The organism is Microlunatus speluncae (assembly GCF_009299835.1).
GTDB lineage: Bacteria > Actinomycetota > Actinomycetes > Propionibacteriales > Propionibacteriaceae > Microlunatus > Microlunatus speluncae.
Genome location: NZ_VKCZ01000001.1, coordinates 251,460 through 270,423 on the forward strand (window position 1 = coordinate 251,460; position 18,964 = coordinate 270,423).

Genomic DNA, 18,964 nt, shown 5'->3' on the forward strand with positions numbered 1-18,964 from the left:
TTTGTTCAAGATCGCCGGTCTCGACTTGGCGCCGGCACTTCTTGGGGAGTAGAACACAACAATGACCGATCGGCCCCCCGCCACTAAGCGCCCGAAGGTACGGCGCGTGGTGTTGATCCTGCTGGCCGCCTTCACCGCCTGGCACATCTTCGCCACCTTCCTCTGGATCGCGCCGGCCTCCGGCCTGCGGCAACTCCTGCCCGGCGACCTGTTGCGCAGCTACATGGTGCCGATGTTCGGCCAGAGCTGGAGCGTCTTCGCCCCCGAGCCGATCAACGGTGACTACCGGCTCCGCGTCCGCGCCGTGGTGATCCAGGACGGGCAGCAGAAGACCAGCAAGTGGGTGGATGCGACCGCCGCCGAGCTGGCGATGTCGACGCACCACCTGTTCCCGCCGCGGGCCGCGGTGCTCGGCACCGAGCTCGCCTCGCGCTACAAGGGCGCCTACGACGACCTCGGCAACGCCCAGCACCGGATCTCGGCCCTGAGCTACTTCAAGGGCGACTGGTCCGAGCGGCTGCAGGGCGATCTGCGCAAGCAGGGCAGCGATCCCGACCTCGACGACTACCTGGCGGTCGAGCGGCAGATCACCGCGTACGCCACCCAGGTCGCGTACGCGGTCTGGCCCGGTGAACTCACCCGGGTGCAGTTCGAGGTCAGCCGGCAGAACGTGATCCCGTTCTCCCGCCGCAACGAGCCCGACGCGAAACGGCCCCAACCCAAGATCGTCAAGACCGGCTGGCGCGGCGTCGTGGAGGAGCCCGGGCAGTCCCGGGAGGCCTTCGCCGACACGTTCCGCCAGGGCCTGCGGGAGTCCGGCCAATGAGCGACGAAACCACCACCCGCAACGATTCCCGGCCCGACCTCGGCGATCTCGTCAGCCGCGCCGGCCGGTTCATCCGTAACCTGATCATCGGCCTGGTCCGGGTGATCCGCCGGCTGGCGTACCGGGCCGGCGGCTTCGCCGAGCACTGGCTGATGGACGCCAAACGTGCCCGCTACGGCATCGCGGTCACCCGGATGCTGCTCGGCGCCACCGGCATCGGCCTGCTGCTGGCCAACTTCAGCACCCGGCTCTACACCTTCGGCAGCGGCTACGCCTGGTCCGGCGAGACGGCCGAACCGGCGAGTGCCCTGCCCCGGGTGTGGTTGTTCAGTCTGTTCCACCAGATCCAGCTCAACGACGTGATCTTCACCCTCGGCTATCTGATCTTGTTCCTGCTCGCGGTCGCGGTGCTGCTCGGCTGGCGGACCAAGCTCACCCTGCCGATCTTCTTCGTTGCCTGGGTCAGCTTCATCGAGCTCAACGACTCGGCCAGTGATCAGGGCGACAACATGTTCCGGATCGCCCTGCTGTCGTTGATCTTCGCCGACTCGGCCAGCCGTTGGTCACTGGACTCCCGCCGCCGGTCCCGGGTCGAGGTCGATCCGCAGGCCAACTGGCTGGTCCGGGTCTGGCAGGGTGAACGGCTGCTGCCCGAGTGGCTGACCAACGTGATGCACAACCTGGTGCTGGTCTCGATGACCTTCCACGTCTGCATCGTCTACGCCTCCGGGGCCTTGTACAAGGCGGGTGGCGAGCCCTGGCAGGAGGGCTACGCGATCTACAACCCGCTGCATGTCGCGCGGTTCGGGCCGTGGCCGGAGCTGAGTGACCTGCTCACCACCTGGGCACCGATGGTGACGGTGATCTCGTGGAGTTCGATCATCATCCAGCTGTGCTTCCCGATGATGCTGCTGAACCGGATCAGCCGAGTGATCGGGCTCTTCGGCATCCTCAGCTTCCACATCGGGATCGCTGTCCTGATGGGCCTGCCGTGGTTCTCGCTGGCCATGATCGCGATCGATTCGATCTTCATCCGGGACGTCACCTGGCGCCGGATGGCCGCCTTCGTCCGCCGGGCCTGGCGCCGCGCCGGGGCGAGACCGGCCGAAGCCCGACCGGCCGAGCGGGAGGAGCCCGCGGTCAGCGTCGCGGTCGTCCCGGCAGAAGAGCCACGACAGCTCGCCGACGCCGGAGTGCGGAACTCGCCTGGCCTCGGTGGTGCCGTCCAGCAGCCGCATCCCGGCGGCGGTTGATCACTTGGCATCGGTGTCGATCATCGGCGCGGGCCCGAACGGGCTCGCCGCCGCCGTCACGCTGGCCCGGGCCGGGCTCGACGTCACCGTCTACGAGGCCGCCGACCAGCCGGGCGGCGGCACCCGGACCGCGGAGCTGATCGAGCCGGGGACCTGGCACGACGTCTGCTCCGCGGTGCATCCCGGCGCCCTCGCCTCACCGTTCTTCCGCCGCTTCGGGTTGGCCGAACGGATCGCGTTCGTGACGCCGGAGGTCGCGTTCGGACAGCCGCGGGCCGGTCGGCCGGCGGTCGTCGCGGCCCGGGATCTCGAGCACACGGTCGACGGCCTCGGCACCGACGGGCCCGGCTGGCGCCGGGTGTTCCGGCCGCTGATCGACCGGTCGGCGGCGGTCGCCGAGCTGACCTCCGATCACCCGCTGTATGCGCCGAAGCACCTGCCGGCGGCGGTGCCGATCGGCCTGCGCGCGGCCAGCCTGTGGCAGCCGGTGCAGGCGGCGCGGCTGCTCACCGGGGCCGCCGCCGACCTGTTCTCCGGCGCCGCCGGGCACGCCAGCCAGCCGTTGTCCGCGCTCAGCACCACGCTGACCGGGCTCACCCTGGCGACCCAGGCGCACACCGTGGGCTGGCCGATGCCGGTCGGCGGCTCGTACCGGATCGCCGAGGAGCTGGTCCGCGACCTGACCGAGCACGGCGGCAAGGTCGTGACCGGGCACCGGGTCCGGACGATCACCGAGCTGCCGGCGACCGACGCGATGATCTTCGACACCTCGGTCTGGGAGTTGATCACGATCGCCGGGTCACGGCTGCCGGGGAGCTATCGGCGGCGGGCGGCGCGGTTCCGGGCCGGGCCCGGGATCGGCAAGGTCGACTTCGTGCTGTCCGAGCCGGTGCCCTGGCGGGATCCGGACCTGCACCGGGCGGCGACCGTACACCTGTCCGGCTCGCGGGAAGAGCTGGCCGCCGCCGAGCTGGCCGTGCACCGGGGCCGGATCCCGGAGCACCCGATGATCTTGGCCAGTGAGCCGACCCGCTTCGACCCGAGCCGGTCCGAGCCCGGCCGGCACGTGCTCTGGGCCTACGCCCATCTGCCCGCCGGCTGCACCGTCGACCCGACCGCGATGATCATCGCCGAGCTGGAGCGGCACGCCCCCGGCTTCACCGAAACGATCATCGCCTCGGTCGCCAAGACCTCCGCCGACGCCGAACACGACAACCCGAACTATCGCGGCGGCGACATCTACGCCGGCGCCCTGACCACCCGCCAGACCCTCTTCCGCCCGATGCTCACCCTCAACCCCTGGCGGATCGGCAAAACTGACCTCTACCTCTGCTCCTCCGCCACCGCCCCGGGCCCCGGCGTCCACGGCATGGGCGGCTACCGCGCCGCTGTCTCGGCGCTCCGGCACACCTTCAACCACCGCGCCACGGTGAACCTGTCCCCCTGAGCGTCTGTTTCGTTCCCTGAGCCTGTCGAAGCATGTCCTGAGCCTGTCGAAGGGGGCAGGCCCGATTCTCTACTTCGTGGCATCACCTGGCCTTGCCCCCTTCGACAGGCTCAGGACATGCTTCGACAAGCTCAGGGAACGAACAAGCGGGAGTCAGTTGGCGGCCAGGCGGGCTTCCTCCTCGGCCTTCAGCTTGGCCTGGCGACGGACCCGCTCCGGTACGACCGCCTCGCGCTCGGCCGTCCGGACGAAGTCGTAGCGATCAACACCGAGACCGCGCAGCACCGCTCGTTCGATCAGGGAGAAGTCGGCCGGATCCTCGCGATCGAACCGCATCGGCTCGGTCAGGTGGACCGGCGGATTGGTGATGTAGCGGGGGAGGCGGAGCACGTTCTGGGCCTTGGCGTGCAGCAGGTACGGATGCAGCAGGTAGACGTCGCCGACCTGGCCGGTGGCCTCGACGAAGTCGGTGCACTGCCCGACCAGGTCCATGATCGGGAACTCGGTCGGCAGCACGCCCTCGGGATGATCAGCGAGGTGCCGGGCGATGGGGCCGACCGAGTCCGCGGCGACGAAGGTGGCGCCGCCCTGGTGCCGTACGTCGGACCACAGCACCAGGGTGAGCAGGCCCTGCTCGGGCGAGTCGAGGAAGTGCCGGAAGAAGTCGCCGTCCTTGTGCCAGCCGCCGACCTCGGCCGACGCGTCCTGCCACGGCCGGTCCGCGCCCTCGCCGAGATTGACGATGAACGCGTCGCTCCACTGGTACGGCTTCTCGATCCGGTCCTCGCCGACCAGGTCGCAGACCGCGTCCCAGGCCTTCGGCGCGAACTCCTGGACCGGGAACCGGCGGTGGCTCGGCATGTGGATCGACGGTGCCGCCCAGGTGGACTTGTCGTCCGGGTCGTATCCCAGCCGGGTCCAGACGGAGTCGGTCAGCTCCGCTGCCGCCTCGGCCGTGAAGCACTCCCGGATCACCACGAATCCATGATCAAGAAAGTGCTCGACCTGCTCGTCACTGAGAACCCGGTATCCGCTCATACCCCGACCGTAAGCAGATCCACCGAGCGATCGCACCCACAATTCCGCCCACCGGACCCCAAACCCCAACCCCGAGTTGTCAGAACTAGGGGACGCCATGGCGTCCCCTAGTTCTGACAAGTCGGGGTTGTTACTGGGGTGGGCGGGTCATCGAGAGGACGTCGAGGGCGGTGTCCAGTTGGGCTTCGGTGAGGTTGCCGTTGGCTACGAAGCCGTTGTCGATCACGACCTCGCGGATGGTACGGCCCTCCTTCAGGGCCTGCTTGGCGACGGCGGCGGCGTTCTCGTAGCCGATGTAGCGGTTCAGCGGGGTGACGATGGACGGCGAGGACTCGGCCAGGGTGCGGCAGTGGTCGGTGTTGGCCACGATGCCGGAGACGCAGCGGTCGGCGAGCAGGCGGCTGACGTTGCTGAGCAACCGGACCGACTCGAGCACGTTGCGGGCGATCACCGGCAGCATCACGTTGAGCTCGAAGTTGCCGGCGGCGCCGGACACCGTGACCGCGGCGTCGTTGCCGATCACCTGGGCGCACACCATCAGGGTGGCCTCGCAGAGCACCGGGTTGACCTTGCCCGGCATGATCGACGAGCCGGGCTGCAGGTCCGGCAGGGCGATCTCGCCCAGGCCGGCTCGCGGGCCGGAGCCCATCCAGCGCAGGTCGTTGGCGATCTTGGTCAGCCCGACCGCGATCGTCTTGAGCGCCCCGGACAGCTCGACCAGGCCGTCCCGGGCGCCCTGCGCCTCGAAATGATCACGGGCCTCGGTCAGCGGCAGACCGGTCTGGTCGGCGATGATCGAGATCACCGACTGGGCGAAGCCGGCCGGCGTGTTGATGCCGGTGCCGACGGCTGTGCCACCCAGCGGCAGCTCGGCCACCCGGGGCAGCGCGGCCTCGAGCCGGTCGACGCCGTAGCGGACCTGCGCGGCATACCCGCCGAACTCCTGGCCCAGCGTCACCGGGGTCGCGTCCATCAGGTGCGTGCGGCCGCTCTTCACCACCTCGGCGAACTCGGAGGCCTTGCCGGCCAGGCTTTCCTCGAGATGGCGCAGCGCCGGGACCAGCTGGTTGATCACGCCGTCGGTCGCGGCGATGTGGATCGCGCTGGGGAACACGTCGTTGCTGGACTGGGACGCGTTCACATGATCATTCGGATGTACGGGAGCGGCCTCGGTGCTGGCCAGGCTGGCGATCACCTCGTTCGTGTTCATGTTGCTCGAGGTGCCGGAACCGGTCTGGAACACGTCGATCGGGAACTCGTGATCATGCTTCCCGGCGGCGACCTCGGCCGCCGCGGCGGCGATCGCCTCGGCCAGGCCGGCATCGAGCACGCCGAGCTTGGCGTTGGTCTGGGCGGCGGCGCCCTTGATCCGGGCCAGGGCAGCGATCAGGGCCGGCTCGATCGGCGTTCCGGAGATCGGGAAGTTCTCCACGGCCCGCTGGGTCTGGGCCCGCCACAGCGCCGCAGCCGGGACCTTGACCTCTCCCATCGTGTCGTGCTCGATCCGGAAATCCTGTTCGCTGGCAGTCGTCATGACCACATTCTGGCCTAGTGCCGTGGGCGCGTGTCGAGCAGCCGGGCCCGATCACGCCGGCCGAATTCGCCGAGTGGGTCGTCCGTTCCGGGATCCGGCTGACCGCTCGCTCCTGGCATCCGGTCAGCGATCGGCTGACAGTGGTCGAGCAGGACGCCGTCTGGACCGTGACCCGGCCCCGACCCGGGTCGCCACCGTGTTCCGGACCACCGGCGACCGCGTCTCCGCCGCCCTCCGACTGCCCGACCTGCGCTCGGCGTTCGACCTGGCCTTCATCTGCCGCGAACTGGCGGCGACCGAGTGACCGGCGACCCCGTGACCGGCGACCCGGTGGCGCCGGGGCAGACCCTGTTCGCGTTCGTCCGGCACTGGTACCGGCGGGCGGCGAGCCGGTCGACGAGCCGGGTGATCACAGTGACCGACGCCGGAGCTGATCTGGCAGGAGCAGATCTTCGGTGAGCTCTCGTTCCCTGAGCCTGTCGAAGGGCCGGCCAGATTCCGTCCCGTGCCGTGTTCCGCCGGCTCCCGGGCCTCGCCAGTCGTCGGGGGTTCGATTTGTTCATCGACTGTGACTTTTCCCGGCTGTTTGGCGTCGATCGAGCCGGGAAACGTCACAGTGGATGAACCCGGCACGAATCCAGCGACGGAAATCGGCTCCGGCTGCCGGAAACACCAACGAAACCGCCAGGTCGGCCCGTGGCGATCATGATCCGAAGTCCAGGCACAGACACGACTCGACCCGGCCCTCACGCCGACCGGCACCCGGCCGCGATTCCCTACCGACCGCAACCCCGCCCGTCCCTTGGGGCGTCTTTCCGGCCGTCAGGCCTCAACCGGCGTAAGGGCGCGTCCTGGCTCGCCCTTCGACAGGCTCAGGGAGCGAACGCCCTCTCGTCCCCATGCCTGGCTGTAGCGGCCCGCGGTTAGGGTGTGCGGCGTGGATGATCTTGTGACCCGGATGGAACGCGTGCTGGGACCGGTGCCGGGGGAGGACCGCCGCGGGGCGTTGGACGTCGAGGTGATCGAGGAGACCGACTGCGGCGACTACCGGCGGCAGTTGATCAGCTACTCGGCCGAGCCGGGAGGGCGTACGCCGGCGTTCCTGCTGTTGCCGAAGAGTGATCATCCCGCCCCGGCGATGCTGGCGCTGCACCCGACCGAGCACCAGGTCGGTCACCGGGTCGTGGTCGAGCCGGTCGGCGCCCGGAACCGGGACTACGCCCACCGGCTGGCCCAGGCCGGATTCGTCGTGCTGGCACCCGCGTACCCACTGATGGCTGATCATCAGCCCGACCTGGCCGCCCTCGGCTACGCCAGCGGCACGATGAAGGCGATCTGGGACAACGTGCGCGGTCTCGATCTGCTCGAGCAGTTGCCCGAGGCCGCCGGTGATCGGTTCGGTGCGATGGGGCACTCGCTCGGCGGTCACAACGCGATCTTCACGGCCGTGTTCGAGCCGCGGATCTCGGCTCTGGTGTCCAGCTGCGGCTTCGACTCCTTCGCCGACTACATGGGCGGCGACCTCGCCGGCTGGCGGCAGGACCGCTACCTGCCGCGGTTGGCCGACTACGAGCGACCGCCGTTCGACTTCGACGAAATGCTGGCCGAGCTCGCGCCCCGCGACGTCCTGATCAGCGCCCCGCTCGGCGACGACAACTTCGGCTGGCAGAGCGTGGACCGGATGGTCGCCAATGCCCGCCCGGCCTACCAGGAACACGACGCGGAGGAGCGGGTGATCGTGCTGCACCCCGATTGCGCGCACGACCTGCCGGACGACGTGTTGGCCCGATCCATCGAGTTCCTCGGCGACGGGCTCGGCTTGCACGAGTCGCCGTAGCACCTTCACCGGCCGCCGATGACGGCTCGGTTGGCCGGGTCTGTGAGGATGGGGGCGTGGCAGAACGGGAGAAGAAGCGACCGGCGTCGGCGGGCGACATGGTGCGCTCGCTGCTGTTGATCATCGTGCCGCTGCTGATCATCTCGTTCCTGTTCACCCGGACCATCGGCGATCACCCGGTGCAGTCGGTCGAGGTGGCGCCGGTCCTCACCCAGGCCCGCGCCGAGGCGCCGTACCCCGTGTCGGTTCCGGTCAATCTGCCCGAAGCCTGGGTCCCGACCCGGGTCGCTTGGGAGCCGGACGGCTTCGAGGGCGCCCCGCCGCGCCGGCTCTGGCAGGTCGGTTACCTGTCGCCGGACCAGATCTATTTCGCGGTCAACCAGAGCCCGGACGCCGACGTCCTGGTCCCGGCCCAGACCCGGGACGGGGTCGCGGACGGCTCCAGTGTCATTGCCGGCAGCACTTGGGAGCGCCGGGTCAGCGCCGACGGCCGGACCCGATCGCTGGTCCGGGCCACGGGGCCGGTGACCACCGTGGTCGTCGCCGACGCGGACTACGCGGCCTTGGAGGCGTTCACCGGCGCGCTCCGGACGGAGTGAAGCCGGGTCACCGGTCGGAATTGGGGGCTGCGTGAACCCGGTCGGGGTCCCGCGGGATCCCGAAACCTGAGGTCGGCCCGGTTCCGCTGAAAGTCACGGTCGGTCCGCAGATCGGCCTCGGGCCTCGGCTGCCCGGTACGGAGGCGGTGGGTCAACTCCAGAACGCCGATGATCGCCAACACCAGGACTACGAATGCCACTAAACTGATCATGGCAGTAAGTCTTCTATCAAAGGTTTACTGCCACAATTGGCAGAACTGACACCGTACGAAGGAATTCTGCCACTATGCTGGGGGCATGACCCTACAGACGGTGAGCGTCGTGCTGATCGAGCCCGTCTCGGTGTTCGAGTTCGCCCTGGCGACCGAGGTCTTCGGGCTGGACCGGCGGGACAACGGCATCGAACCCCTGGATTTCCGGGTCTGCTCCGAGCATCCGGGCCGGCCGCTGAAGACCAAGACCCTGTCGCCGTTCACGATCACCGCGCCGGACGGTCTGGACCGCGTCGCCGGCAGCGATCTGGTGGTCATGTCGGCGACCCTGCCGCGGACGCCGGCCGGCTACTCACCGGCGCTGTTACAGACGCTGCGGGACGCCTATGACGAGGGCGCGACCATCCTCAGTCTGTGTTCCGGTTCGTTCGTGCTCGGGGCCGCGGGACTGCTCGACGACCGGGTCTGCACCACGCACTGGATGTACTTCGACGCGATGGAGCGAGCTTTCCCCAAGATCAAACTCGACCGGACCTCGCTCTATGTCCAGGACGGCCGGGTGGTCACCAGTGCCGGCACGGCGGCCGGGATCGACGCGTCGCTGCATCTGGTCCGGTCCGAGCTGGGCACCAAGGTGGCCAACACGATCGCCCGCCGGATGGTGGTGCCGCCGATCCGGGACGGCGGGCAGCAGCAGTTCGTCGAGCTGCCGATCCCGGAGGTCGCCGCCGACAGTCTCGCCCCGACCCTGTCCTGGGTCGCGGCCCATCTTGATCAACAACACACGGCGGAATCCCTGGCGCAGCGGGCCATGATGAGCGAACGGACCTTCGCCCGGCGATTCGCGGCCGAGGTCGGGACCACGCCGCACAAGTGGCTGATCCAGCAGCGGGTGCTGGCCGCGCGCAGCCTGCTGGAGGAGTCCGACCTCGGGATCGAGCAGATCGCCGAACGGGTCGGCTTCAACTCCGCGGTCGTGCTCCGTGATCATTTCCGGCGGCAGACCGGGCTGGCTCCGGTCGACTACCGGCGGCGGTTCGTGGCCTGATCATCCGGCCAGTGCGCCGATCAGGTCGGCGGCTCCGTAGACGAAGCCGAAGTGCAGGGCGACCCGCCACAGCGCCAGGGCCTTGGCCGTCTCGGTGCGCGCCGTCTCCTTGTTCTCGATCGCGGTGGTCGCCTCGCGCACAGTGGAGCAGAGCAGGCCGGCCCGGCTGAGGTCCACCATGCCGCCGGGGGAGGTGAGCAGGCAGCCGTCGAGGGCGAACCCGGTGTAGATCAGATGGTTGATGCCGTACGTCCGGCAGTGCGCCAGCAACTGCGCCGAGGTCGCCGCGACCGGCTCGTCGCCCTGCGGCACGGCCGAGGGGAGGAAGTCCAGCGTCGTCCGGCCGCGGGCGATGTCGGGCAGGTTGTGGGTGCCGGGAAAGACCTGATCATCGCGGAACCGCCGCAGGGTGTGCAGCACCAGGTCTTCCTGATCGGGCGGGTCGATCGCAGGCGGTTCGTCGGTCGTCGCGAAGCCGGGCAGGCGGGAGTAGTAGTCCCGCCCGGCCACCACGTGGAAGACCCGCAGGCCCGACCCCCGCACGGCGCTCAGCAGCGGCGGGAGGACCTCGGTCGCGATCCGGTACGAACGCGGCAGATATTCCACCGCCCGGAACCAACCCGGGTGCTCCTCGGCGGTGCCGCAATCCCAGGCGTGCATCACGACCAGTGCGGTGCGGTCGGTGTTCAGCGGCAGGTGGGCCACCCGCCAACCGCCGTACCCCTCGGCCGGGATCTCGGCCGCCAGGTCGGCATCGAACTGCTGGTAGTAGCTGGTCGGCAGGGTGACGATCGGCATTGATGCTCCTCGAATCGGGGCCGACCCGTGACCTTCGGCCCCTAGCGACGACTCCATGATCACTTATAAGCTACATCCCGAATTCGTGTTATGGCAGTCCGAAACTACTCACGCAGAGTCGAGTGATGATGACCCCACACCTGAACTCCACCAGCCGTCGCCGCTTCCTGGCCGGCAGCACCGGGATCGCCGCGGCCGTGATCACCGGCGGCGGCCTGGCCGGCTGCACCACCGCCGCCCCACCCCGCAACACCCAGGAAGGCAACGCCAAGGTCGTGCTGCCGTCCTTCATCGAGTACGAGGGCGCCAAGCCCGATCTGGCGGGCACCAAGGACGGCGTGATGGCGGCCTACCTCAACTTCCCGGCCGCGCCGCCGCGGCTCTTCGACCGGGCGCCCGGCTCCGGCGGTGAGGTGTCCGCGGTGACCCAGGTGCTGGCCGCGCAGTTGGAGCGGCCGGACAGCAACGAGCACTGGAAGGCGCTGAATGCCGGCCTCGGGTCGACGCTGAAGGTCAGTGGTGCCAACGGCCCCGAGTTCGACGCCAAGGTGCAGACGATGTTGGCCGGAGATGATCTTCCGGACCTGCTGCAGATCACCTCGATGCCGCGACTGCCCGACGTGCTGGCCGCCAAGTTCACCGATCTGTCGGAGCATCTGGGCGGGGACAAGATCAAGGACTATCCGGCCCTGGCGGCCATCGGAACCGCTTCCTGGAAGACGACCGTCTTCAACGGCGGCATCTTCGGCGTGCCGGCCGCCCGCGGCGGCGTGCCGAACAACTTGATCATCCGCAAGGACCTGTTCGACGAGAACAAGATCAATCCCGAGTTCGAGTCGGCCGAGGACCTGCTCGCCGCCGCCCGGGCGCTGACCAACCCGAACGAGAACCGCTGGGCCTTCGGCACCGAGCCGTCATCCTTCCTGGTGCCGATGGTGAGCCAGATGCTCGGCGTACCGAACGGGTGGTCGGAGACCGACGGGGTCTTCGCCAGCTCGATCGAACACCCGGGCACGAAGCAGGCGCTCGAATTCGTCACCCAGCTGTGGCAGGAGGGCCTGATCCACCCCGACTCCATCGCCGACACCACCCAGAACTCGACCTGGTTCCGCGGCCGGCGGACGGCCATGATCCCGGCCGGACTGTCCAGCTGGCTGGTCTATGTGCAGAGCGTCACCGCCGAGGGCCTGTCACCGAGCGTGATCGACGCGGTGGTGCTGCCGAAGTTCGACGGCGGCGGGGTCGCCTCGTACTGGCGTGGTCGTAACAGCTACAGCTTCACCGCGCTGAAGCAGGCCGAGCCGGAGCGGATCACCGAACTGCTCAAGGTGCTCGACTGGCTGGCCAGCCCGTTCGGCACCCAGGAGTATTTGATCAAGAACTACGGGGTCGAGGGCAGCAACTACCGGTTGGAGAACAACAACCCGGTCGCGATCACCGGGAACGAGGAATACATGTACTTCCTCAACTACATCGTCACCGCCAACGAGGTGCTCTATCAGCCCGGCCGGCCCGACGTGGTCAAGCGGCAGCACGAGCTGCAGACCGCGATCCTGCCCGGAGCCCTGCCGATGCCGACCGAGGGCCTCTACTCCGAGTCCAACCTGACCAAGGGCGCGACGCTCGGCAAGGACCTGAAGTTCGCGCAGAACGACATCGTCGCCGGCCGCAAGCCGCTGTCCAGCTGGGACGACGCGGTGGCGTCGTGGAAGAAGAACGGCGGCGACGAGATCCGCAAGGAGTACGAGGCGGCCTTCGCCGCGGCCTCCTGATGGTCCGGACTCGTCAGCGGTCGACGATAGGTTGAGATATGGCAACTGATGAGCGGGTGCGGCAAGCTGCGGGTCTTGCCGATAAGGCGGCTGAGGTCATTGATCGGATGAAGGTGGGGAGCTGGGACTCCGCGGAGGCGCTGGCTCTGGCCTCGATCGCCAAGAGCCTGGTGGTGATCGCGGACCATGTCTCGCGAGATGCGGGCGGTGATCCTGGGGCCCGGTGACTCAAATGCCGGCGCACCCGGCCGAGGGACGTACTTGGTGAGCCGGGCCGGACGGTGTCACTCGCGGGGGAAAGCCCGAATACGCCTCGGGCCCGCGAGCACCTGGAGCTGAGCATCTAGGGAGCCAGTGCGCGCGCCGTCAAGGGGGTCCACGACCTCAGGACGTACCGTCTGGAGGTCAGTCGATGCTGACCAACCGGACTCGTGCCGGCGCGTGGCTTTCCAGAGCTCGGGCGAGCCTGTTGTGATCGAGGTTCCATCCGGTCACAGGCCGGCTGGCGGCGACGATCTCGGGCGGCACCGCTCCGATGAACCACGCTCCGATCGGGCCGTGGCCCCATGGGATCGGCATAACGACCGGCCGACCTCCTCGGCCTTTGAGGCCGACATAGCGCTGCCGGACGATCCCGCGATATCGCTGCTGAAACACCACGATGGCACCGATCTGCTCCCACGGGACCGTTGCAGCCTTTCCTCCCTTGCCATGGAGCAGGAGACGTCCGAAGGTCACCCCGTCCTGGTCGACGCGCAGGGCTGTGCGGCCCCACTGACCAACGACGGTCACGATCAGCCAGAGCGCGCAACAGCCGAAGAAGGCCACCACGATCAGGGCCGGAACCGGATCATGATCGAAAAGTCGGAGCCCGAGAACGACCGCGAGGATCGACACCACGAGGCTCAGCGCGTCCCGCACCTTTAGTCCGTGGCGCACCTCGTACCCGGCTTCGTCCACGGTCGGCAGGATAGGGGATGCCGGTGTTGATCAGCCGTTCTCGCCCCAGGGGCGTGCTGCGCCGGCGGCACGTACGCGGCGTGTGATCGGCGGATTCGGTCCGGGTCAGGATTGGCCGCCGTTCCTCAACGGTCTGCATGGTCCGGTCTCGACTGCCAGACGGACCGCCGCCTGACGAGGAAGTCAGTTCTGGCGAGTTGGCAGGACTGCTCGGAGTTGGAAGCCGCCGCCGTAGACGGCGCGGGCCAACATACTGCCGCCAGCCGCTTCGGCCCGCTCACGCACCCCGGTCAGACCGTGCCCGGGTGTGTTGGGCGGATCGCGTCGGACTGATGCGGGCTTGTTGATCACGTCGATCACCAGATCATGCGGTCGGATCTCGACCGTGACTGTCGTCTTCGCACCCGGGGCGTGTTTGATCACGTTGCTCAGCGCCTCCTGGATGATCCGGTAGGCCGTGTATTGCAGGTCGGCGGTCGGCGTCGCCGCGGCTCCGTTCATGATCATCCGGGCCGGGACGCCGGCCAGGCGGGTGGACTCGATCAATTTCGGCAGGTCGTTCAGATCCGGTCTGGCGGCGATTTCGGGGCCGCGCAGCACGCCGAGCACCTGACGCAGCTCTTGTAGGGATCTCTGGGCGGAGGTGCCGATCGACTGAAACTCCTCCGCGATCTCGGCGGTCAGCCCGGAATCGATCCGGTACTGAGCTGTCGAGGCCTGGACCGCGATCACCGACATATGATGGGCGACGACATCGTGCAGTTCACGGGCTATGCGAGTCCGCTCCTCCAGCGCTTGGCGTTGCTCGACCTCCTCTGCCATCCGGACCTTGGTCCGCCGGTGATGAACCCGGAACCGAGCGAGGACCACAGCGAGAGCTACGGCCGGGATCCAGAATGCGGCCGCCGAGGTCGCCGGGCCGTAGCCGAACTCGGAGCCGTACGGGGCGATGAACCCGGCAGTCAAGGTAATCGCCGCAAGGGGAAAGGCCACCTGGCGTCGGGGCGACAAGGCGACCGCGTAGATCACCGGAAGTTGGGACGCGAGCTGGAAGGCGAGCCAGGCGAATGGGACCAACGGATGCTGGGGGAACGGCATGTCGATGGGCACTAGGAAGATCAACGGCAGCAAGGACAGTGCCCAGCCAATGATCGGCCGGAACCCTACAACCGTGAGCGGTGCGACGAGGAACCCGCTGAACAGGACTGCGCTCGTGCCGTACCCGATGCCGTAGTCGAAAACTGGCAGGGCAATCAGGAACAGGATCGCGGCGATGGTGAGGTACGGCCAGGGCGGGTGACGCGGGCTCGCTCTCGACAAGATCCTCAGTCGACGTCTCCAGGCTTCATCGCCTCGGTGGGTCAGTCCACCGACGTCCCACAACGTCTCGGCCACAGGCGTAGTTTAGGTTCGCGCCGGCGGCGGGGAGAGCCCGAACGTTGGCTCGACGCGATTTCCGAGTCAGCCAGGTCAAGATCAGGCAATCGGCTGACATCGCCTTTGGCCACTGAGCCGTGGACAAGGGGCCGCCCGTACCCGGGTTCGCCGGGCGTACGGCCAAGAGCCGCGGTGAGGATGTCGACAATCGCGTTGCTACCGGAGTCGAAGTGCGCCTGGCCGATCGGGTGTGGTGGTCTACGCGGGGCGGGATCTGCTCGGTCCGGTTGTTGACACGCGCCAATGCCGACGTTACGTTGAAATCGATTTCGACTCGGTCGGGCAATGCGGATCACACAGGGGTGGGTCTTGACTCAGGCGAACGGTTTCGGCGACGCCGATCCGGAACCCTCCGGCGGGGGCGCCGCTTCGGAGAGGTCGGCGCAGCCGTTGGTGGAGCTGCGTGGCATCGGCAAGCGGTTCGGTGGTGTTGTCGCCTGCCGGGAGATCGATCTCGAGGTCCGGGCCGGTGAGGTGCTGGCGCTGCTGGGCGAGAACGGCGCCGGCAAGTCCACCTGCATGAGCATCCTGTCCGGAGCGATCGCCGACTACGAGGGAACGCTGCTGGTCCGCGGTGCGCCGGCCCGGTTCAACGGGCCGGCGGATGCCCAGGGAGCCGGGATCGCGATCATCCACCAGGAACTCGATCTTGTGCTCGACCTGACCGTCGCCGAGAACATGTTCCTCGGCCGGGAGCTGCGGACCCCGCTGCGCACCGTCGACATGCGGGCGATGCGGGCCGCGGCGACCGAGCAGCTGAGCCGGCTGGGGATCCGGATCGACGTCCGCCGGCCGGTCCGATCGCTCCGGGTCGGCGAGCGACAGCTGGTGGAGATCGCCCGCGCGCTGCTGCTCAACGCCGCCGTGTTGATCATGGACGAGCCGACCGCCTCACTGGCCGACGCCGAAGTACGCCAGCTGTTCGGAGTGATCGAGAACCTGCGCCGGTCCGGTGTCGGCATCGTCTACATCTCGCACCGGATGGAGGAGATCGAGCAGATCGCCGACCGGGCCGTCGTGCTGCGCAACGGCAGCGTGGCCGGAGCGGTGGACGATCCGCGCTCCAGCCGGGACATGATCATCACGCTGATGGTCGGCACCCGGCCGGCGGCGCTGTTCGGTGATCAGTCCGACCCCGCGGAAGAGGCGCCGTCCGCCGAACCCGACGAACCGAGGTCCGCCGATCCGCCGCCGACGGAGCCGGCGTTGGGAGAGCCGGCGCAGGCTGAGCCGGTGCTGCCGGGCGAGCCGGTGCTGACCGTGACCGGGCTGCGCTACCGGCGGCGGTGGCCGGTGCCGGGCCGGACCGACCCGGACGGGATCGAGCTCGAGGTGCGGGCCGGGGAGATCGTCGGGCTGGCCGGATTGATGGGCGCCGGCCGGACCGAACTGCTGGAGACCCTGTACGGCGCCGCGGCGGGCGGTCGGGTCGACGGCATGATCATGCTCGGTGGCCGGCCGTATCGGCCGAAGAATCCCAGCCGCGCGTTGCGCAGCCGGATCGCCTTCGTGCCGGAGGATCGCCGCGGCTCCGGCCTGGTGCTCGAACACTCGGTCCAGCACAATCTGATCTTGGCCGCGCTGGCCCAGGTGACCCGCTTCGGGGTGGTGCTCGGCCGGCGCGAACGGGGCACGGTGCGGGAGCAGATGACGGCGATGGCGATCCGCGCCGCCGGGCCGGGAGTGCCGGTCGGCACCCTGTCCGGTGGCAACCAGCAGAAGGTCGTCTTCGGCCGGCAACTGCTCACCGGACCGCGGTTGCTGATGCTGGACGAGCCGACCCGCGGGGTCGACATCGGGGCCAAGGCTGAGATCTACCGGCTGCTGCACCGACTGGCCCGGGCCGGGACCGCGGTGCTGCTCGCGTCCTCCGAGCTGCCCGAGCTGACCGGCGTCTGCGACCGGATCCTGGTGTTGCGCCGCGGCCGGGTGGTGACCGAGCTGCCCAGCTCGGCCGACCATGATCAGATCCTGGCGTACGCGATGGGCGGCGCCTCGACGGACGAGCGAGAGGTGGGGTGACTTGATCACCGGTAACGCTGGTTCCAACGAACTCCGCGGGATGCCCGGCAATGATGTGGTCCGTTCCCGGGGAGCGGCAGTGGTCGACGGGATCTTCCGGTTCCAGAGCCTGTTCGGCCTGGTCGCGGTCTTCATCGTCGCCATCGTGGCCTCGCCCCGACGCAACGGGGAGTTGGTCTTCCTCAGCGCGGGCAACCTGGGCAATATCGTCCGGGCGATGTCGGAGATCGGCATCATCGCCATCGGGATGACCTTCGTCATCCTGATCGGTGGGATCGACCTGTCGGTCGGCGCGATCCTCGGTCTGTCCGCCGTCGGCACCGCGGCTCTGTTGATCAACAACGGCCTGGGCATCGCCGAGACGGTGGTGATCGTGTTGCTGCTCGGCACCGCGATCGGCGTGCTGCAGGGGCTGGCGGTGGCCCGATTAGGCATCCAGGCGTTCATCGTGACGTTGGCCGGGTTACAAGTCGCGCGCGGCCTGGCCCGGATCTGGTCCGGCGGCGTCGGCATCCCGATCGCCTACGGTGACGGGCCGATGGAGGCGCCGCGGGCGTTCTCGGTGCTGTCCGGCTCCTTGAACGGCATCCTGCCGGTGCCGGCGGTGATCTTCGCCGCGCTGGGCGTTGCGGCGATCCTGGTGCTGCGCTACACCGCCTTCGCCCGGCACGTGTACGCCATCGGCGGCAACGAGAAGGCGGCCCGGCTGGCGGGCGTACCGGTCCGCCGGGTCAAGATCATCGTCTTCGCGATCTGCGGCTTCACCGCGGCGGTCGCGGGCGTGATCCACGCCGGGCAGCTCAACCAGGGCAGCCCGAACGACGGCTTCGGCTACGAGCTGGACGCGATCGCCGCGGTGGTGATCGGCGGCACCAACCTGGCCGGCGGCTCGGGCACCATGATCGGCACCTTGGCCGGGGCCCTGCTGCTCGGCATCCTGAACAACATCCTCGGTCTGAACAACATCGACGCCAACATCCAGTTGTTGATCAAAGGCCTGGTGATCATCGCCGCGGCCGCACTGCAGCGGTTCCGGCCGTCGGTCAGTTGACCCCGGCTGTCCCATCCCAAGGAGGTAAGTCCGTCATGATCAACCCCGTACGTTCACTGCGGTCCCGGCGAATCCGCGCCCTGCTCGCAGTCGGCCTCGCCGCCGGCTGCCTGGCGCTGGCCTCGGCCTGCACGGTGACCGCCGACCCCGGCGCCGGCGAACAGCAGCAGGCCGACTGCGGCCCGGGCAAGGAATACGCGATCGGCATGTCCCAGGCCAACAACGCCGAGCCGTACCGCGAGGTGATGAACGCCGACATCACCACCGCCGCCGGCGCCGTGCCCGGCTTCAAGGTCACCGTCGCCGACGCGGCCCAGGACAACAGCAAGCAGGTCTCCCAGGTGGAGAACTTCATCACCCAGCAGGTCAACCTGCTGATCATCTCGCCGAACGAGGCGAAGCCGCTGACCGCGGTCGTGAAGAAGGCGTTCGACGCCGGCATCCCGGTGATCGTGCTCGACCGCAAGGTCGAGGGCGACGCCTACACCGCGTTCATCGGCGGCGACAACGTCGCGATCGGCAAGGCCGCCGGCGAGTACTACGCCAAGACCTTGCTGCCCGGCGGCGGCAAGATCGTGGAGATCAGCGGACTGGCCGGGTCGACCCCGGCGGCCGAGCGGGCCGAGGGCTTCAAGCAGGGGATCGAGGGCTCCAAGATCGAGATCGTCGCCAGCCAGTCCGGCGAATGGCTGCGGGAGAAGGGGCAGACGGTGATGGACGCCCTGCTCAAGGCCAACCCGGACATCGATGCGGTCTACGCCCACAACGATCCGATGGCCGAGGGCGCCTACCTGGCCGCCGAGCAGGCCAAGCTGGCCGACAAGATCAAGTTCACCGGCATCGACGCCCTGCCGATCCCGTCCGGTGGGATCAAGGCGGTCGAGCAGGGCCGGCTGCAGGCGACCTTCGTCTACGCCACCGGCGGCCGCGAGGCGATCGACCTGGCCAAGCAGATCCTGATCGACTGCAAGAAGGACGTCCCCAAGTCCACCACCCTCGGCACCGACCAGATCACCAAGGAGAACGCCGCCGAGATGTACGCCAAACTCGGCGGCCAGTAACCCCCCAACCCCGAGTTGTCAGACTCTAGGCACGCTATAGCGTGCCTAGAGTCTGACAAGTCGGGGGGT

General features: G+C 68.6%; 17 protein-coding genes. 12 read left to right on the forward strand and 5 right to left on the reverse strand.

What is annotated here, in order from left to right; genetic code table 11:
- Nucleotides 1-106: 106 nt before the first annotated feature.
- Genes FNH24_RS01160 through FNH24_RS01170 form a run of 3 tightly spaced genes read left to right on the forward strand, consistent with a single transcriptional unit; the run spans nucleotide 107 to nucleotide 3,526 of the window.
- Complete coding sequence (locus FNH24_RS01160) at nucleotides 107-826, forward strand: DUF5819 family protein (protein ID WP_217427987.1); 720 nt, start codon at nucleotides 107-109, stop codon at nucleotides 824-826.
- Nucleotides 823-2,079 (forward strand): HTTM domain-containing protein, encoded by a 1,257-nt coding sequence (locus FNH24_RS32090; protein WP_152360291.1) that lies wholly within the window; start codon nucleotides 823-825, stop codon nucleotides 2,077-2,079. The genes FNH24_RS01160 and FNH24_RS32090 overlap by 4 nt, the downstream gene beginning before the upstream one ends.
- A 13-nt stretch (nucleotides 2,080-2,092) precedes the next feature.
- Nucleotides 2,093-3,526 carry a phytoene desaturase family protein gene (locus FNH24_RS01170; protein WP_281350980.1) on the forward strand — a complete coding sequence of 478 codons (1,434 nt, stop codon included), beginning with the start codon at nucleotides 2,093-2,095 and terminating at the stop codon, nucleotides 3,524-3,526.
- A 153-nt stretch (nucleotides 3,527-3,679) separates the two neighbouring features.
- Here FNH24_RS01170 and FNH24_RS01175 read toward each other — a convergent pair whose 3' ends face one another.
- Nucleotides 3,680-4,564: a phytanoyl-CoA dioxygenase family protein gene (locus FNH24_RS01175; protein WP_152360293.1), complete on the reverse strand. Its 885-nt coding sequence runs from the start codon at nucleotides 4,562-4,564 to the stop codon at nucleotides 3,680-3,682.
- A 130-nt stretch (nucleotides 4,565-4,694) separates the two neighbouring features.
- Entirely contained in the window at nucleotides 4,695-6,098 is a 1,404-nt protein-coding gene (locus FNH24_RS01180) for a class II fumarate hydratase (RefSeq protein WP_152360294.1), read from the reverse strand.
- 300 nt (nucleotides 6,099-6,398) lie between these two features.
- On the opposite strand from FNH24_RS01180, the gene FNH24_RS31305 reads away from it, so the two are divergent.
- From FNH24_RS31305 to FNH24_RS01200, 4 genes are all read left to right on the forward strand, one after another.
- The gene (locus tag FNH24_RS31305; protein ID WP_161605945.1) at nucleotides 6,399-6,557 is read left to right on the forward strand and encodes a hypothetical protein; all 159 of its coding nucleotides are present in this window, start codon (nucleotides 6,399-6,401) and stop codon (nucleotides 6,555-6,557) included.
- A 478-nt stretch (nucleotides 6,558-7,035) separates the two neighbouring features.
- Nucleotides 7,036-7,935 carry an alpha/beta hydrolase family protein gene (locus tag FNH24_RS01190; protein ID WP_152360295.1) on the forward strand — a complete coding sequence of 300 codons (900 nt, stop codon included), beginning with the start codon at nucleotides 7,036-7,038 and terminating at the stop codon, nucleotides 7,933-7,935.
- A 56-nt stretch (nucleotides 7,936-7,991) separates the two neighbouring features.
- A complete protein-coding gene (locus FNH24_RS01195; protein WP_152360296.1) occupies nucleotides 7,992-8,534 on the forward strand; it encodes a DUF4245 domain-containing protein in 543 nt (180 codons plus the stop codon).
- Between the two features lie 297 nt (nucleotides 8,535-8,831).
- Nucleotides 8,832-9,794: a GlxA family transcriptional regulator gene (locus FNH24_RS01200; RefSeq protein ID WP_152360297.1), complete on the forward strand. Its 963-nt coding sequence runs from the start codon at nucleotides 8,832-8,834 to the stop codon at nucleotides 9,792-9,794.
- Here the strand turns inward: FNH24_RS01200 and FNH24_RS01205 are convergent, their stop codons facing one another.
- A complete protein-coding gene (locus FNH24_RS01205) occupies nucleotides 9,795-10,592 on the reverse strand; it encodes a cysteine hydrolase family protein (RefSeq protein ID WP_152360298.1) in 798 nt (265 codons plus the stop codon).
- Between the two features lie 125 nt (nucleotides 10,593-10,717).
- On the opposite strand from FNH24_RS01205, the gene FNH24_RS01210 reads away from it, so the two are divergent.
- Entirely contained in the window at nucleotides 10,718-12,364 is a 1,647-nt protein-coding gene (locus FNH24_RS01210; protein WP_152360299.1) for an extracellular solute-binding protein, read from the forward strand.
- A gap of 38 nt (nucleotides 12,365-12,402) precedes the next feature.
- A complete protein-coding gene (locus FNH24_RS01215; protein ID WP_152360300.1) occupies nucleotides 12,403-12,591 on the forward strand; it encodes a hypothetical protein in 189 nt (62 codons plus the stop codon).
- Nucleotides 12,592-12,769: 178 nt separating this feature from the next.
- Here FNH24_RS01215 and FNH24_RS01220 read toward each other — a convergent pair whose 3' ends face one another.
- Together FNH24_RS01220 and FNH24_RS01225 are read right to left on the reverse strand one after the other, a co-directional pair.
- Entirely contained in the window at nucleotides 12,770-13,324 is a 555-nt protein-coding gene (locus tag FNH24_RS01220; protein WP_152360301.1) for a hypothetical protein, read from the reverse strand.
- 183 nt (nucleotides 13,325-13,507) lie between these two features.
- Nucleotides 13,508-14,644, reverse strand: coding sequence for a sensor histidine kinase (locus FNH24_RS01225; RefSeq protein ID WP_152360302.1), 1,137 nt, complete (start codon nucleotides 14,642-14,644; stop codon nucleotides 13,508-13,510).
- Between the two features lie 426 nt (nucleotides 14,645-15,070).
- On the opposite strand from FNH24_RS01225, the gene FNH24_RS32095 reads away from it, so the two are divergent.
- The 3 genes from FNH24_RS32095 to FNH24_RS01240 are packed head-to-tail and all read left to right on the forward strand — an operon-like array spanning nucleotide 15,071 to nucleotide 18,895.
- Nucleotides 15,071-16,783, forward strand: a complete 1,713-nt coding sequence (locus FNH24_RS32095; RefSeq protein WP_246186692.1) for a sugar ABC transporter ATP-binding protein — start codon at nucleotides 15,071-15,073, stop codon at nucleotides 16,781-16,783.
- Nucleotides 16,784-16,823: 40 nt separating this feature from the next.
- Nucleotides 16,824-17,834, forward strand: a complete 1,011-nt coding sequence (locus tag FNH24_RS01235; RefSeq protein ID WP_152360304.1) for an ABC transporter permease — start codon at nucleotides 16,824-16,826, stop codon at nucleotides 17,832-17,834.
- Between the two features lie 35 nt (nucleotides 17,835-17,869).
- Nucleotides 17,870-18,895, forward strand: coding sequence for a substrate-binding domain-containing protein (locus FNH24_RS01240; protein ID WP_152360305.1), 1,026 nt, complete (start codon nucleotides 17,870-17,872; stop codon nucleotides 18,893-18,895).
- Nucleotides 18,896-18,964 lie beyond the last annotated feature (69 nt).